Source organism: Clostridium celatum DSM 1785, from assembly GCF_000320405.1.
GTDB lineage: Bacteria > Bacillota > Clostridia > Clostridiales > Clostridiaceae > Clostridium > Clostridium celatum.
Genome location: NZ_KB291713.1, coordinates 1 through 17883, shown reverse-complemented (window position 1 = coordinate 17883; position 17883 = coordinate 1). Strand labels below are relative to the sequence as shown.

Here is a 17883-nt window from a genome sequence, read left to right as displayed (position 1 = left end):
TATTAAATTAATAAAATTGAAGTAATGTTAATATATTTTGCTTTTATCATTTACTTACAAATATCTATTTTTATCTTATACTTATATAAGTTAGTTTCGACATTTTACATAAAAATTATATCACTTAATCAGATAAAACTTTAATAACTTTTGTTATAGCCTCTTCATTTATCGCTGATGCACGACCTTCACTGCCACCTAACTTACTCCATACATAATTATGAACATCTACAGCATTATCTAAATCTAGTTCTAACCACTTTGAAAGTTCACTATAAAGTTCATCATCATTTCCTTTTAATTTTACTAATACTTCTTCTATTGCCTTCTTTGTAATTTCTTCCTCACCCCATATAAGCCCATCTTCTGGTATGATTATAGTATTAGCTAATTGATGAACTCTGTCATATATATTTAGTAGCTCTTCTTCACTTAAAACTATGTTTGATTCCTTTATATCTTCATTTGTATCTATATTCGTATCTTTCTTTTCATTATTATCTTCTTCAGCTATCTCTGCTGCTACAGTGAAAGCATAATTAACTATATCGTATCCCTTAAACCATAATACAGTAGCTAATCCAATTAATAGCGTTACTATAATTGAAACCACTATTCTTTTCTTTTTTACATTTCTTTCAGTACCCTCTAAATTTTCTTCATAATCATCAGACTCATATAAATTCATTTCTTCTTTCTTATAACTCTCATTGCACCTTAACTCATCGACATTTTTATTATCTTTCTTAGTTGTACTATCTGTTTTTTGATGTATTTTTTCTTTTTTCTCTCCCATTTTTACCCCTCCCTAATATACCTAATTAAATTATACCACACTTTACCATTTTATTACTTATTTTACTTTTTATTTTAAAAAAATCTCCCAATATTAATCTATATTTTGATTAATATTGGGAGATTTAATTTTATCTATTATTCAAATTCAATAGTCGCAGGTGGTTTTCCTGTACAATCATACATTACTCTATTAACACCATTAACTTCATTCACTATTCTAGTTGTTACTTTTCCTAGAACTTCCCATGGAAGATCAGCCGATTCTGCTGTCATGAAATCACTTGTAGTTACTGCTCTAAGTGCAATCGCATAATCATAAGTTCTTTCATCACCCATAACTCCAACAGATCTCATGTTAGTTAAAGCTGCAAAATATTGACCTATAGTTTTATCTAGACCTGCTTTTGCAATTTCTTCTCTATAAATTGCATCTGCTTCTTGAACTATTTTAACTTTTTCAGCAGTTACTTCACCAATAATTCTTATACCAAGTCCTGGTCCTGGGAAAGGCTGTCTATAAACTAATTTTTCAGGAATTCCAAGTTCTAATCCGGCTTTTCTAACTTCATCTTTAAATAATAATCTAAGTGGTTCTACTATTTCTTTAAAATCAACATAGTCAGGCAGTCCCCCAACATTATGATGTGATTTAATAACCGCTGAATCACCAAGTCCACTTTCAATTATATCTGGATAAATTGTACCTTGAACTAAGAAATCAACAGCACCAATTTTTTTAGCTTCTTCTTCAAATACTCTAATGAATTCTTCACCTATTATTTTCCTTTTAGTTTCTGGGTCTTCAACTCCAGCTAAAGCTTCATAGAATCTCTCTTGAGCATTTACTCTTATAAAGTTTAAATCATATTGTCCCTCTGGTCCAAATATAGCTTCTACTTCATCGCCTTCATCTTTTCTAAGTAAACCATGATCAACAAATACACAAGTTAATTGTTTTCCAATAGCTTTTGATAAAAGAACTGCTGCAACAGATGAATCAACACCACCTGATAATGCACATAAAGCCTTACCATTACCAACCTTTTCTCTTATTTCCTCAATTGTCTTTTCAACAAATGAATCCATTTTCCAATCTCCAGAACATTTACAAATGTTATAAACAAAGTTTGATAACATTTTAGTTCCCTCTACAGAATGCATAACTTCTGGATGGAATTGAACTGCATAAAGATTTTTTTCTTCACATTCCATAGCAGCTACTGGACAAACAGGTGTAGTTCCCACTATCTTGAAGTTTTCAGGAGCTCTTTCTATGTAATCTGTATGACTCATCCAAACAATTGTTGATTCATGTACATCACTAAATAATTTAGATGTAGTATCAACTTTAACTACAGTTTTACCATATTCACTTACAGGAGCAGTTGCAACACTTCCTCCAAGAACGTGAGACATAAGTTGTGAACCATAACAAATACCAAGTACAGGTATTCCCAATTCGAATATAGCTTTATCACAAAGTGGTGAATTTTCACCATAAACACTATTTGGTCCACCAGTAAAAATTATTCCCTTTGGATTCATTTCTCTTATTTTATCAACACTTAAATTATAAGGATGTACCTCACAATATACATTACATTCTCTAACTCTTCTTGCTATTAATTGATTGTATTGACCACCAAAGTCAAGTACTAATATTAATTCCTTATTCATTAGAATCCTCCTAATGTCTTTTTTTTAATTATCTCGTAAAATTATACATTTTTCAACAAAAATATGAATATTATTTAAATTTTCCATAAAATAATTCGTTTTAAAAAAGAGGAAAATACAAAATATAAAAACTTATTAACAAAAGTCTATATATTTTTATTTCCTCCCCCTTTTTATAATTATTAATATTTTAAACTATTCTCTAACACTATAGTTTGGAGCCTCTTTAGTAATATTTATATCATGTGGATGGCTTTCTCTTATCCCTGAAGCAGTTTGAACAACAAATCCTGCATTTTCATATAAATCCTCTAAATTTGGTGCTCCAAGGTATCCCATACCTGATCTTATACCACCAATTAATTGATATAAAGTATCTGCTACATAACCCTTGTAAGCAACTCTTCCTTCAACGCCTTCTGGAACAAACTTTTTAGTTCCATTTTGGAAATACCTATCAGAAGATCCCTTTTCCATAGCTCCTAAAGAACCCATTCCTCTATAAACCTTATAGCTTCTTCCTTGATATATTTCCATTTCACCAGGTGCTTCTTCACAACCAGCAAGCATTGAACCCATCATACAAGCACATGCTCCACCAGCTAATGCCTTAACTATATCCCCAGAATATTTAAGACCACCATCAGCAATTACTGGCACTCCATATTTTCTTCCTTCTTCAGCGCAATCCATAACTGCAGTTAATTGAGGAACACCTACCCCTGCAACTATTCTTGTTGTACAAATAGAACCTGGTCCTATACCAACCTTAACACAATCTGCACCAGCTTCAGCTAAGTCTCTTGTAGCTTCTGCAGTAGCAACATTACCAGCAATTATTTGAAGTTCTGGATATTTAGCTTTTATCTTCTTAACTCCTTCAATAACTCCTTTTGAATGTCCATGAGCTGTATCTAATGTAATAACATCAACTTGTGCTCTAACTAATGCATCTACTCTATCCATCATATCGTTAGTTATACCTACAGACGCTCCACAAAGAAGTCTCCCTCTTGAATCCTTTGCTGCATTTGGATATGCTCTAACTTTTTCTATATCTTTTATTGTTATAAGTCCTTTTAAATTGTTATCTTTATCAACTAGAGGTAACTTTTCAATTTTATGAGTTTTTAAAATCTCTAACGCTTCTTCTAATGTAGTTCCTTCAGAAGCTGTTACTAATGGACTCTTAGTCATAACTTCTGAAACAAGCTTATCATGGTTTGTCTCAAAAACTATGTCTCTATTAGTTATTATTCCTACTAACTGAGTTCCTCTTGTAACTGGAACACCTGAGATTCTATATCTAGCCATTAATTCTAATGCTTCTCTTACTGTATGGTCTTCATTTAAGAATATCGGATCTGTAATTACTCCATTTTCTTGTCTTTTAACTCTATCAACTTCTCTTGCTTGATCTTCTATAGGCATATTCTTATGAATTATCCCTATTCCACCTTCTCTAGCCATAGCAATTGCCATTTTTGATTCAGTAACTGTATCCATACTAGCACTCATTAATGGTATATTTAATGTTATAGTTTTTGTTAATTGAGTTTTTAAACTAACTTGGTGTGGTAATACCTCTGATTTGTTTGGAACTAATAATACATCATCAAATGTGTAAGCTGTTTTTAAAATTCTTGCCATACTTAATCTCTCCCATCAATTTAAATCTTCTTATAACTTTTATGTATTTCATTAATAATTTATTTAACTCATAATCTATAATTTGCTTTTTCGTTTATTATATAACACTATTTAATATTCTCAGATATTACTTAATATTATTCCGTTATAATAAAATTTCTTTTCTTATTTTTAAGCTAGTACACTATTTATAAATTCAGCTTGCCGAACTTAAATTTATGTCAAATTAATTAAATGCATAGCTTATTATTGGGGTAAAACCTAAAATTCAATTAAAAAAAAGCATATTAATCCCACATTTCTATAAGTGAAATTAATATGCTTTTCAACCTAATATTATTCGTATACAAACATTAAGTTTTACATATATTAACATCACTCATAGACGAAAATTTAAGGTTTTCGGTAGAAACACCCATCCATATTACGGGCTTATATGAGTTCTTTTATTATTCGTGTTTTTTCGCTTTTTATCATTATAGTTTATGAAAGATTTATTGTCAATACAAATAATTTTACCTATAAAATCTTTTCTAATTTATATATCCTCTATTGTTATAAGCTGAATTTATCTATATTTAATCTATACTTAATAATATATACTAAAAAACAAGCTGCATTTAAAATACAGCCTGTTAATAAAAGATTTATATATGTTATATTTATAAATTTATAATACGATTTAGAACAATTCTGGTAGATATGCAGGATTATTTTCTCCTGTATCTATTGTATAAACCTTAATTGATTTATTTTTATTACTTATACTTATTGTGTTGGTAAATTCTTCCTCATTACTACTCTCCGGAACTATTGCAGAATAAGTAATTAATATTCTAGTATCTCTTTGTATACTTTCATTAATTTTAATTACATATTGCGAATTACTAACTGAAATATCTAATTTTGATTCCGAAACTTCATCCAATATAGTTTTTTCGTCATTACTTGTAACCTTATATATTTTTATATTATTTTTATTTATACTTTCTTTAGCATTAGTTACTTCCAATTTAGAATCAATAGATAAATTAATTGGAATACTATTTCCTCCTAATACGAATGTTGAAGCAAAATTAACATTCATACCGGCTGTCATTTCAAAGCCATTTAAATTTTCAATAATATTAACTTGTCTATTATCTCCTATGCCTTGATATAAACCATGAATCACCTCTGAAACTTGTGGCTCAACTGCAATCTCTATTATTTTAGAATTTTCACTAAAACTTATATTAAATTTTATTTTATTATTTTCTGCAAAACTCACATTTGTTCCATTTACTAAAATAGATAAAATATCATACCCAATTATTTCACTTATGGAAAGCTCATATTCTCCAGCCTCTATTGAGTTGAAATTAGTTTGTCCATCAATTATTGATATATTATTTTCATAAACTTTATTGCTTATTTTATTTATTAATGTAACTTTTGGACCTATCCCTAAGTTTTGATTACTATAATCATTTACCTTTAATATTACATTTACATTAGCACTTCTACTATTAAGTATTATTTTAGCTTCACACCTCTTCATAGAACTAGTGCCATTACTATAATTAATAATTATAGGTAACTCTTCACCAGTTACTTCTATTAAAGCTTTTAAGTTTCCTACTAAATATATCTTTCCACCCCTATACTCAGTATTTATATTGCTTAAAGTTACTATTTCATTTTTATCCGTTACTTCAATACTGTCAACTAAAATACTACTTGGATTAGTATCATTTTCTTTATCTAATTGAATTTCAAATGTTATATTTTCTCCAACTAAAGTATTAATGGTTTGACCCTTAGATGTTAATAATGGATTTTGAACTGGAGTTATCTTATACTCTTTAGTAGTTATTGCCCCCCTTGAATCCTCAGCTTCTATTGTTAAAGATATTTGTTTATTAACTATAAATAAACTTGATGGTATAGTTATAGGAAACTGTGAACCTTGATTCTTAAATCCACTTGGTATTTTATTTAATGGATCTTTATAAACTTGTGAACTTATATCTACTCCATTTAAAGATATTTTATTAATTTTAACTCTATCTCCATCAACATCTTTAACTATTGCATTAAACTCTAAATCTGAGTTATAAGGTATTTCAGTTACACTTTCCAATCCATATACTTCAGGTTTGTGATTAGCTCCTCTTTCAGCCTTTACTATTGTATTAACAAATAATCTTAACTCAGATTCAGGATACTCAATACTTTCTCTTGAATTTTCTCCCGTTCCTGAAAATGTAATATTACCTTTTGAATATGTATAATATGAGTTTCTAGAATCATATCTATTTACCTTATTACTTTGATGATTCCATTCTATATATTCATTATTTCCTACATTATTATTATTGTTTTCAGTTAAATTAAATAATGGTACTACATCATCATCTTCAAAATTAAGTTGTAAATATTGTCCATGAGTTCTTCTTACTCTTATTGTTTCGCCTAATTTAAATGGATAATTAGTTATTAAGGATTCATTTACTCTATAAACCTCAGTGCTATTACTATTATTAACTCCATTTAGCTCCAATAAAGTAGCCCCAGCTTCTTTTGGATATTTACTATCATCTCCATTTACTTCTGTCTATTAGGATCATGCGTTATTTTTTCCCCATTTAGTCCTGTTTCATCTTCATTATTAGGATCTATATACCTAGATTGTCCTATAATATCTCTAAATGTTCTTATAAATTGTGGTGCATTTCTTATATTTTTTTGCCATCCATCCCAGCTTTTATACCATAAAGTATCATGAGTTAGCATTAATCCCTGACCTGATTCTATAAATTTTTTTATTTCTTCAATTCCCTGATTTGAAATACTCTTTTCTCTAAATGTATCTGCAAATCCCATTATAATCATATGATACTTGCTACCATTTAAAGGTGATGTCCCTGGTCCAAGGTTATTTCCTTGATAAAAATCTTGATAACTTATAACCTCAATATTTATTTCATAATCTTGAACTTCCTTTTCCTTTAATAGACTCTGAAATGCAGTATTGGTTTTTAAATTTAAATTTCCACCTTTCCACTGAGCAGAAGAGGCCTCTAAATTTCCACTTTCAAACGGCGATATCTGCAAAACATTTATTACTCTCTTTTCTTGTGTTACTCTTCTAAATAATATATTTCCATCAGTATAAGATTTTATGGGCTGCGAAGAATTCAAATCTATATCCTTTACTACCTCAATTCTCCACTCTAAATACCCAATAAACTGTGGAAAATCATTATATAAATTATATTCTAGCTTATATCCATCTTCTGGTATATTAACACCTTCAATTGTCTTTACTATTTCCTCTTCTTTAAATAATCCATCTCCATTAATATCTAAATATAAATTAATAGTTAAACTTTCACCAATTATGTCGCTAACATTTATATCAAATCGCATATTTCTCTTATATATCTTTCCCAAATCATCATCATGAGAATCTCCAATTGGTGATGTTGAAACTATTTTAGGTCTAATTAATGAATTATTTTCCTTTATTCTTTGTATATATTTATTAACAATATTATCTATACTTATCTTTTTATCATTACTATTAGAGTTCACACTCATATCTTTAACTAAATTATCTACAGACTGATTAAAATCTCCTTGAGAATTAGTTGTATGCCACCATAATTTCGAACTACTCATTTCTTTAATATCACTATCTATAAAGACAAGTTGTCCTGAATTAATAAATTCTTTTATTTCCTTAGCTTTTTTATTAGTAATATCATTTTCTAAATCTTTATAATCCTTAAACCATATAGTTCCTTCTAAATTATTTTCGGCATTTATAATTCCATTTGGATTAACCAAACTATTATCTACATACTTTCCAATTACAATTACATCATACTTTCCATTCAAATCATCAACTTTACCTATAAACTCTGCCATAGTCATATGAGTAATTTCTATTTTATATTTTTTATCATCTATAATTTTTTCAATCTCTTCAATACCAGTTGTAGACCTCGATGATAAATTAGTTAATTTAAAACTATCCGATGGTTCTATCTCTAATATCCTTATATCCGCACCAGTATAAATAGGTAATTCACTTATACTTCTGACTGTAACAACAGGAGTATCTATTATATTTGATATCATTGTATTATTTATATCCAATATATTTTCATATTCAATTTTACCTTCATTAAATGAAATATTCTCTCCCGAACTATTAGCTCTTATTTTAAAAGAAACAGTAAACTTATCGGCCACATATTTATTATTAGTGTTATCATAAATATATTTAACCTTATCTGCAAAATCTAAAACATATTTACCATTATCACTACTTACTAAACCCTCTCCATCTACTGGTGTAAATTTATCACCTAAATTAAATAATAATTTAGCTTCTTTTATTATAATTTCATTTGTTGAATCTTTAATAAATTCCTTTGGATTAATTTCATACGTTACTGTTATCTCTTCATCTAAATATGGATAATTAGGATTAGTGCCTATTAATTTTGCATCTATTTCTAATTCTTTTGTTGCAATTGCCCCTTCAGTTGTAAATGTATATGTTCCGACTGGCTTTTCATATTTGACTTCTATTAATGCATTTTTATTTTCATCTGCAATATAACACCCTTCTGGTACTTCCTTTAATACAACCTCATGGCTCCCTGTTGAAACAGTATCAAAAATTATATATCCATTATCATAATTACCTATTATTTCATTATTAAATTTATCTTTTAATACAACCTTTGATTCTGATGTTATATCATTATTAATTGAATCATTAACTTTTATCCTTATTTGACCTCTTTTAACATTAACATTTGTTGTTATATTGCTATTTGATTCTTTTGTACCATTTATATTATATTCATAACTACCTATTAACTGATATCCAACTCCCTCTTCGCTATTTATATCTATATCATCATTAATATTAAAATTATAAGTCATATTTTTACTTTCTGTTATATTACCAAAGTTTAAAACATAATCAAATGACGACTGTGTTATAAAATTATTAGGTTTACTATTTTTATCTAATGTAAACTTTGCATCTGTATAACTAATATTTTTATTACCTGAATGACTAAATGTAACTTTTATATCAGCATTATCACCAATAAGATATCCATTTTTAGTCGGTGAAAATGTAACTCCTAGTTTATCAGCATCTGTGGCTGAATATTCCCTTACATTAATTTCAATATTAGGTATAGCTACTGAATGAATTTTACCTTCAATATCCGTGTATGTTAATGAGCTATTTTCCTTAAACAGTTTTATACTGCCTGAATCCTTAGCCTTCACTGTGAATTTTATACTTTGAGGCTCTGCACGATACCAATTGTTTTCTTTTCTTTCATATACTATTGGATCAATCTCCACTTGATGCCCATTAATATTCACAGATCCACCATTAAAGGCACTAATGCTATCTGATAAATTTAAATTAAGTTTTACGTCATTAATTGAATATGAATTTATTAAAGTATCTGCAATTTTATTAAATACGCTTTCTATTGCACCTTCACTAGTTGCAAAAAACGTATTATTAGGATCATCATTATTAGTTGCTACTCCTCCCATTGATTTATGAATTTCTTCCATTTTTTCATTACCAGTAGAATTCAAACCATATCCTATAGAGAAAATATTATATCCATTTCCCCTTATTTTTTCACTTCCAATAGCTTCTGCATAAGCAGAAGATTTATTAATATTATCTTGACTATCCTCATTACCAGCTCCTGAAATACTTGGTGTTGTATTATCTATTTCTTTGTAGTGATTTAAATTAGTTCCAGTAATTGAATAATAAGTGGGCAGACCATCAGACATAAATACTATTGTTTTATTAGCATCTTTAGTTCCTTCATCTAATAAAAATTTAGCTTTTCTCAATCCTTCACCTGTATTGGTTCCACCTAATGCATCTATATTATCTATCATTTTTAACAATCTACTATCATTTACATCTAAAAAATATTCATCTGTATATGACTGATATTTAGGCACACTTCTATTTGTCCATACTCCATTGTAATATCTTTTAACAGTGGTCGTTCCACTCCTACTTATTGGATTAATTGTAGCTGAACTTGAATATACAACTATACCTATTTTTAAATTCTCTACTGATTTCATTTTATTTATAAATGCTTTTGCTGCATCTTTTAGCTCTTCTAATCTTGTTTTTGGCTTACATAATACTCCACTTACATAATGCGAACTAGTCTTTCCATGCTCACATTTTATTATTGTATCCATACTTCCTGATCCATCTAAAACAAGTACTATTTCCTTTGGCTTAGAAATATTATGTTGAAATGGTTCAGGGTTTATATGATATGTAACTTCAAATTCTTGTCCTACCATTGGGTTTTCCGGTACAATTCCCCCATATTGCAAATTGATTTGTGGCTTAATACTTATAGATGATAATTCATTAATCTGATTTTCCTCTTTATCTTCATCATTATGCTCATCTTTATATTCTTGCTCTTCTATGTCATTTAAAACATCATCTGCCCAAGCTAAACTTATTGGAATAAATGTAAATACCATCATAATAATTAATACCAAACTTAATATCTTACTTTTATTTAATTTTCTCATTTATTTATCTCCCCCCTTCATAATTACTCGTTTCTAAATGTTATTATAGATTCTATAGGATGCTCAACTACAGTAATTCCTTTTTTATAATATAAATTAATCTTAACTTTAACGTATATTGCATCTACCAATTTTTTGTCATCCATACTTTCAATTGAAAAAGCTTCAACATATTTAGATAAAGGTTGTCCATCATCTATTGATATAGAATAAATATTTTTATTATCTCTTCTATCCACTCTTTCCAATTTAAATATATAAGATTTATCATTATCTATATCTTCATCTTTAGGAACTTTTACTTCAAGTTTTCCTATATTATTTACAGTGTTTTCTGAATTTTTTTCTTCACTTAAAACTATATTTTCTGTATCACTACTATTTACATTTTCAATTTCAAAAACACTTTCAATTCCTTTAGATTGTGTTAATATTTCTGATATCTTATTTTCTATAGCAGTTGCATCCATTTGAAGTGTTGTTTCCATATCACTTTTAATCAAGTTCTTGCTTCCTGAAAGAAAAATAGGATAAACAAGTGACATAATCAATAGCATTATAGACATAGTAATTATCACTTCTAATAAAGTTATCCCTTTTTTCTTCATATAAAAACACCCTCTACTTTTATTTATTGGTATTCGACTCCCCAATTCGACTTTCCCCTGGGGCACACCTTCATTATTTTTTAATACTCCATAAGCTTTGTTTAATGTAATCTTTAACATTATGTTGCTTGCTACTATCATATTCAATTTCAACTGTTTCTGTATATTCATCTGTTGGTTGTACTATTACAGTATCATTTGAACCTTCTTTATATAATTTGTCGTAATAGATAGCTATTATTTCCTTAACTACTTTACTATCATAAATAAATTTCTTTTTTTTATTATCACTATTACAAACTAAATTTCCAGCTGCTATTATAGAACCTCTTACTTCTAACTGTCCATAAATTTCAACATTTCCATTAGTCATTATAAGACCAGTAAATTTAGCTTCATTATTATTGCTTAAATCTATTACTATATTGTTAGTATCTGATTTTAATTCATCTATTCTAACATTTGAATCATTCCCAACTAAAACAACATTCTTATTTTTTTCCTTATTGAATACTACTCTATAGTCATTAGGTGCTATCATTTCATTATATACATTAGGAAGATTTTCTAATAATAATTCCGTTGTTACAGATCTTAATCCCGTTTCAACACTTGTTGGCGGATTATCAAAATCAGCACCAATTATCCCGAACCCATAAACTTTTTTAGCAAATTTATCTTTTTCAGTCTTTATAATATTTAGCATTGTATCTGCTAATTTTCCACTAGAACCTTTTATAGTATTTCCATTTATATAGGCTCCTATTGAATATGTATCACTTGGTAAACTTACTGATACTAAATTTAATCTTGCCTTATTCTCTTCAATTTTTGAATAATCCTCAAAATACTGCGCTTTACTTATAACATTAACATCTGCTCCATTAATTTTAGATATTAACTGTAACGGCCTATCATATTGAAATTCAACATTTTCATAGTTAGTGTTACTATCACCTATTTCTTGCCCTTCTAAAGAAGTTGTATAAGCTAAATAATTTCCTTTTACAGCTACTGATTCACCTGTTTGATATTTATTATCTGTATTTATATAAGCAGTTCCTAAAATATACGCTTTCTCTTTTACATATAAATTTACATTATCTCTTGAGTTAATAATAATACTACTTGATGACCTATCTTGTCCTGAACTATTATCAGTAATATCATTTAATCCGTAAAAACTATTTAAATTTACTGTTGAGTTGTCTGCATATATAGATAAATCATTACTTAAATACACATTAGCTTTTTTATTTACTGATACATTTCTATTTATTGTTATATCAGTTCCTATATTATTAGAAGCATTGGCTTCATTAGTGTATTTACCCAAATGCAAGTTAGATGCATAAATATCTCCGTTCATTATTAAATTAGTATAATCTCTCATACTAATACTCTTAGTAGTAACTATATTCCCTTCAATATTGACATTTGTACTATCTTGAATTGAATTTCCATTAGATTCTATAATTATCCCATTTTTATATTTATTAAAAACATTTTGGTCTAATCCATTAACATCTGTTTCTTTAATGTCAGAACCTTTTACATATAAGTTACCTTCTATATCAATTTGACTACCTGATAAATATAAATTTCCGTCGATGGCAAAACTATTATCAAATACAGGTCTTTTAATTATTTGAACCTTTTTAGTTGTATTAGTTGGATTATATACTGGCACTGTTATTTTATATTTTAAATTAATAACCCTTTCTTGCTTTCCTGGTTGTGCTGTTAATTCAGTATCTACAGTATTTTTCCTTGTTATATTTTTATTTTCATCATCTTCAATGCCACTATAAAATTGAGATGTTATATCTAATTCTATTTCTTTATCTTCATCATCTAAATTAGGCATTTCTCCTATTATTTCTGCAATTATGTTTGGTGAAATATCATTTTCATATTTTATTTTTGAAAATATCTTTTCCGGTTCATTAATTTTAGATCCATTAACACTCATTTCACTTTTTATAAAATATTCAGTAAAAGATATTATGCTCTTTAAATATTCGCCATTAGTTATACATTTAGTAATGTTATCCTTCATTATTAAGCAAAAAGCTGTTTGAAAAATCTCATCTTCAACCTTTTTTAATTCTTCTCTATTTAAAGTTAAATCTGATTTTATTATTCTACTTTTACTATTGTCTCCTATCTTTACAGGAAATTTTAACTCTGTTCCATTTTTTACAGCTTCTCTTTCAACTTCTATAAGATTATAATTCTTATAAAGTAGTTCATTAACAGCTTTATTGCTAAGACTTATTGCAGTTTCAATAGTCTTTGCTATAACGTTATAAGTTACATCTAATCCTGATTCAGATGAATAAAGATTTTGTGCTCTTTTACTTTCATTGATTTGATTTTTATATACAACAGACGTTGTTGATACTATTGCTGTTCCAACAGTAATTAACATAAGAAAAATTACTAATACCAATACTAAACTCGAACCCTTTTTCTTCTTTCTCATCTATACCTACCCCACTTATAAATTTATATTTTTATACCCATTTAATTTAAATAATTCTTTACCATCTTTATTTACCCTAACAGTAAAGTCATACATATCTCCAATAGGCTTAGGGTCAAACTCATCTGTTGTAACTAATATACTTCCAATTGATGTTTTATCTATTTTTATCTCTTCTTTAAATAAGCTACTTACTCTTTTGGATATAAAAATATTAAAATCTTCACCCATCTTATTATCCACTTCTATTTTTATTTGCTTTTTTTCTTCATCTGTTATTTTTTCATTAGTTTCTAAAAAATTTATCTTTAAAAATCCTGGTTTAACCGCCCCATCCAATACCGTTTTTACTATGGAAGGGTTTAAGCTATCTCCTTCAGCACTTTGTATTTGTATTTCTGTACTTGTATTTATAACTTTAAAATCATAATTATTTAATATAGGTATTTTTATCAAATTAGAAGAATCTCTCACATTTTCAAAAAATAAAAACTCTACGTTATTATAGCTATCAATGTATACATTAAATTCAGCATCCATACTTTCATTAATGTTATCATATTTAACATTAGTATTTTTTTTCATAATAATATCAATATCATATCCGTTATTATTAGTTTCAATATTATAATTAGACCCTCTAATAATTTCTTCATTTTCTGATGTTATATCCTTAGTTAATACAACATTATTGCTTAAAGTAATATTTCCTATAGATAAGTTTTCTAAATCTAATGCTTTAATTTCTTCAACTATTTGCTTACCTATAAGCTCTGCTTTTTCCTTTACTTTAGTTTTTTGAATATTTTTAACTGAAGCAACAATCATGTTCATCGCTGGTCCAACTAATAACGCAACTAATGCTAAGCTTATTATCACTTCTAGTAAGGTAGATGCTTTTTTCTTTTTATTAAAAATCATAATTTTCACCTACTTTTTAGTAACTTTAACGTTATTACCTTCACTTGCAAGTGATATTCTTGGTCTATTATCATCTTCATTTTCAATTATTACTTCAACTTCTTTTTTTGTATTGTTCGTAATAGTTAATGCAATACCTGAAAGGTCTTCTTCATTTAGTCTTTTAGTCGAAAGTATATTTAAAACTATCTTATCTCCAAGTGGTTTAAATTCAATTCCATTTCCGTTGTAACTTAACGGATAAGTATTAGACCCAGCCTTGTATTTGAAATAATACCTTCCACTCTCTTCTGTTAATACAAGTTCTACAGTTTCAGTTCCACTATTATCTGCATACACATATGATAAATTTGATGTGTCATTAGCTTGTCCAAGCATTACTGTAGGTAAATCTGATGAAATTGGTTTTGATACCATAATAAAATCATAACTTGCATGTGATGTAGTTAATTGCTCAATTGTTGTACCACTTGCTGCAGATGAACTAAATGGATATTTCTTTCCATAAGTATTATTTAATAACCATCTATAATATTCACTATCTGTATCTCCAAGCTTAGGTATTGCATAAAACTCTAAATTCATTGAACCACTTACTTCTTCACCTTCACCCTTACCTGATAATGATATATTTGTTATTACTATTTTTCTCGAATTATTATTTACTAATCTAATAAAATCTTTTAATGAAGTATATGTACCATTAAAGTTTAAGCTAACTTTTATTTGTTCTGTAGTGGCATCTCCACTACTTATTATTGCTGAATTTTCTCCTCTAGTACTACCTTCAGATACTGATTCACTTATAATGTTTTCTTCATTAATTCCATTAGAGTCTTTTATTTCTTGATTTGCTTCAACTAACTCTGATTCTACTGATTCACTCTTAAAATTATTATTATATTCATTTACTATAGAATCAAAAGACGTTTGTAAATTTGAATTAACTCCACTTGGTAAAGCTTCAACTTGCCCTACTGTTATACCGCTAAAAGAAATAGTTCCCTTTAATTTACTATCTGTTAGTAACTTATCTATTTCTAATATTAAATTTTCCTGTATTATTTCTGGATATAACGGGTTTGCCCTATCTATTATTTGTTGATTAAGTGACTTTATCTTTCCTTTTCTTTGCTCCAATATTTTTATTGTTTCAATTATTTCATCATATTTTGTTTCCTTTTCAAGCTTTATAGCTTTTAAATTTTCAAGCTTTTCAACTTGAGGAGTATATATAAATTGATAATATAATACAGAAACTAAAATTGTTCCTAATACACCTAATAAATATTTTTCTTTTTTACTTATTTTCATAACTATTCACCCATTAATACACATTTTAAATCAAATGTATATTCCCCTGATGAGCCATCACCTGATATACTACCTATTGTTACATCGCCAATTATGTCTAATGACTTTAGGTTATGTTGTACCTCTGCTATTGCTGTTCTTGTTTTTGAAGCAGCTGATATAGATACATTTCCATTTGTTATATTTATATTTTTGAATGTGACATCACTTGGAAGTACTGAGCTTATTTTATCTAATATAGTATTATTTATTAAACTTCTATTATCTATAGCTGTAACTACTTTAGTTAAATCCTTGTTATAACTTTCTAATATATTTAATTTTGAATTTACTACCTCTGACTCTTTTATTTGACTTTGTATTGTAGGATCATTAAGCTTTGCATCTATTACTTTAATTTGATCATTTACTATAAATAAATTTACTGTATTCCAAGAAAGTGTTCCTAATATAAGTACTGTAAGAAAGGTAGTTAACGTATAAATATATATGTTTTGATTTTTCTTTTCTTTTTTTTGCCCAACATACGTGCTAAAAAAGTTTATATCTCTGTTTAACATGCATATCTCTCCTTTCTACAATCTTATTATTGAACCAATTGCATTTATATATTGTTCTAATGATTCTTCTTTTAAATTAGACTTTGCAAGTTCAACTTTACTAAGACTTGTTATTTTTTCTGTTTTTATATTTAATTTTGCTTCAATAGCTTTTTCTAATCCTTTTATATTAGAAGTTCCTCCATAAATATAAATTTTATGAATATCATTACCTCTTTGTTTATTTTTATAGAATTGTATTATTCTTGATAAATCCGATAACCATTCTGATATCACTTCTTTTATAACATCATTTATTTCGTCATTTTCTAATATAGATGTTAAGTCTGCTTTTTCTATCTTCATTGATTCTACTAACTTTTTCGATATCTCAAGCCTTTGACTTAACGCATTATCTATATCATTTCCACCATTTCTCATTATTCTTGTAAAATCTAATTCATTATTTTTATATATGTTAACATTAATAATTTCTGCACCCATATCTATCATGGCAATAGTTTCATCAATGCTCTTTTCAATTTCATTTATTTTATCATTTAAATTTAATAACTTTTTAACTGAGTTATGAACTATATCTAAAGCATATGGCTTTACATCCATATCCTTCAATAAATCATAATATGCTCTAGCCGATTTTTCTGGATATGATATTACATTAACCTTATATTTAGACATTCCATCAATATGATCCTCAACTTCTCCTAATAATGTGTACTGTAATATATAATCATTAAGATTTATCGGTAAGAATTGTTGTATTTCATATCTAATTACCGTTTCCATTTCATCTTCCTCAACCTTTGGAATTAATAATTCTCTATTGATTATAGATGTTGAATCTGTTGTATAAATTATATCTTTAACATTTATCTTTTCTGTTTTTAATGTATATTGTATTATTTCTGCTAACTCTTTTTCATTAAATATTTTTCCATCCATAATTGTATCTACTGGAGTTGGTACATCTAACATATTTTCTATTACTAATTTTTCATTTTCATGTCTTCCAACTACAATTTTTATAGTATTACTTCCAATATCAAAGGCAATAACTTTTCTTGGATTTCTTTTTTTCTTTTCTCTTTTAGACTTTGAACTACTAACAGAGGCGGACCCTGTACCCTTTGATTTCAACTTTTTTAAATCCCTTAAATCCATAGTCAATAACTCTTTTAAACTAATTCTTTTCTTACTTTCGTCCATGATATCTCACCTCTTAATCAGATTTATTTCTTTTATATAGAGTAAAGTGTAAAGCCAA

General features: G+C 27.5%; 11 protein-coding genes and 1 riboswitch. All 11 genes read right to left on the bottom strand.

The features are described 5' to 3' along the window. Window positions 1–124: 124 nt before the first annotated feature. The 11 genes from HMPREF0216_RS14945 to pilM all read right to left on the bottom strand — a co-directional run bounded on the left by HMPREF0216_RS14945 (window position 125) and on the right by pilM (window position 17825). Window positions 125–796, bottom strand: coding sequence for a DUF6241 domain-containing protein (locus tag HMPREF0216_RS14945; protein WP_005216012.1), 672 nt, complete (start codon window positions 794–796; stop codon window positions 125–127). Between the two features lie 137 nt (window positions 797–933). Beyond that, window positions 934–2475 (bottom strand): glutamine-hydrolyzing GMP synthase, encoded by a 1542-nt coding sequence (guaA, locus tag HMPREF0216_RS14940; RefSeq protein WP_005216011.1) that lies wholly within the window; start codon window positions 2473–2475, stop codon window positions 934–936. A 195-nt stretch (window positions 2476–2670) separates the two neighbouring features. Then, window positions 2671–4125, bottom strand: a complete 1455-nt coding sequence (guaB, locus tag HMPREF0216_RS14935; protein WP_005216010.1) for an IMP dehydrogenase — start codon at window positions 4123–4125, stop codon at window positions 2671–2673. A 362-nt stretch (window positions 4126–4487) separates the two neighbouring features. Continuing rightward, window positions 4488–4585, bottom strand: a riboswitch (purine riboswitch). Between the two features lie 222 nt (window positions 4586–4807). Then, a complete protein-coding gene (locus HMPREF0216_RS14930; RefSeq protein WP_005216009.1) occupies window positions 4808–6667 on the bottom strand; it encodes a hypothetical protein in 1860 nt (619 codons plus the stop codon). 44 nt (window positions 6668–6711) lie between these two features. Then, window positions 6712–10731 carry a VWA domain-containing protein gene (locus HMPREF0216_RS14925; RefSeq protein ID WP_005216007.1) on the bottom strand — a complete coding sequence of 1340 codons (4020 nt, stop codon included), beginning with the start codon at window positions 10729–10731 and terminating at the stop codon, window positions 6712–6714. Window positions 10732–10754: 23 nt separating this feature from the next. Further along, window positions 10755–11339 carry a type II secretion system protein gene (locus HMPREF0216_RS14920; RefSeq protein ID WP_169317591.1) on the bottom strand — a complete coding sequence of 195 codons (585 nt, stop codon included), beginning with the start codon at window positions 11337–11339 and terminating at the stop codon, window positions 10755–10757. Window positions 11340–11412: 73 nt separating this feature from the next. Then, window positions 11413–13824: a hypothetical protein gene (locus HMPREF0216_RS14915; protein ID WP_005216005.1), complete on the bottom strand. Its 2412-nt coding sequence runs from the start codon at window positions 13822–13824 to the stop codon at window positions 11413–11415. Window positions 13825–13839: 15 nt separating this feature from the next. Beyond that, a complete protein-coding gene (locus HMPREF0216_RS14910; protein ID WP_040420204.1) occupies window positions 13840–14745 on the bottom strand; it encodes a type IV pilus modification PilV family protein in 906 nt (301 codons plus the stop codon). Between the two features lie 9 nt (window positions 14746–14754). After that, window positions 14755–16059 carry a hypothetical protein gene (locus HMPREF0216_RS14905; RefSeq protein WP_005216000.1) on the bottom strand — a complete coding sequence of 435 codons (1305 nt, stop codon included), beginning with the start codon at window positions 16057–16059 and terminating at the stop codon, window positions 14755–14757. A 2-nt stretch (window positions 16060–16061) separates the two neighbouring features. Then, on the bottom strand, window positions 16062–16619 hold the full coding sequence (locus tag HMPREF0216_RS14900) for a PilN domain-containing protein (RefSeq protein ID WP_005215998.1): 558 nt from the start codon (window positions 16617–16619) through the stop codon (window positions 16062–16064). Window positions 16620–16634: 15 nt separating this feature from the next. After that, window positions 16635–17825 (bottom strand): pilus assembly protein PilM, encoded by a 1191-nt coding sequence (gene pilM, locus HMPREF0216_RS14895; RefSeq protein ID WP_005215996.1) that lies wholly within the window; start codon window positions 17823–17825, stop codon window positions 16635–16637. Between the last annotated feature and the right edge of the window lie 58 nt (window positions 17826–17883).

Bases quoted from the DNA above. Each gene is read 5' to 3' on its own strand.
- HMPREF0216_RS14925 (WP_005216007.1), bottom strand. From the start codon at position 10,731: ATGAGAAAATTAAATAAAAGTAAGATATTAAGTTTGGTATTAATTATT.
- HMPREF0216_RS14920 (WP_169317591.1), bottom strand. From the start codon at position 11,339: ATGAAGAAAAAAGGGATAACTTTATTAGAAGTGATAATTACTATGTCT.
- guaB (WP_005216010.1), bottom strand. From the start codon at position 4,125: ATGGCAAGAATTTTAAAAACAGCTTACACATTTGATGATGTATTATTA.
- pilM (WP_005215996.1), bottom strand. From the start codon at position 17,825: ATGGACGAAAGTAAGAAAAGAATTAGTTTAAAAGAGTTATTGACTATG.
- HMPREF0216_RS14910 (WP_040420204.1), bottom strand. From the start codon at position 14,745: ATGATTTTTAATAAAAAGAAAAAAGCATCTACCTTACTAGAAGTGATA.
- guaA (WP_005216011.1), bottom strand. From the start codon at position 2,475: ATGAATAAGGAATTAATATTAGTACTTGACTTTGGTGGTCAATACAAT.
- HMPREF0216_RS14905 (WP_005216000.1), bottom strand. From the start codon at position 16,059: ATGAAAATAAGTAAAAAAGAAAAATATTTATTAGGTGTATTAGGAACA.
- HMPREF0216_RS14915 (WP_005216005.1), bottom strand. From the start codon at position 13,824: ATGAGAAAGAAGAAAAAGGGTTCGAGTTTAGTATTGGTATTAGTAATT.
- HMPREF0216_RS14900 (WP_005215998.1), bottom strand. From the start codon at position 16,619: ATGTTAAACAGAGATATAAACTTTTTTAGCACGTATGTTGGGCAAAAA.
- HMPREF0216_RS14945 (WP_005216012.1), bottom strand. From the start codon at position 796: ATGGGAGAGAAAAAAGAAAAAATACATCAAAAAACAGATAGTACAACT.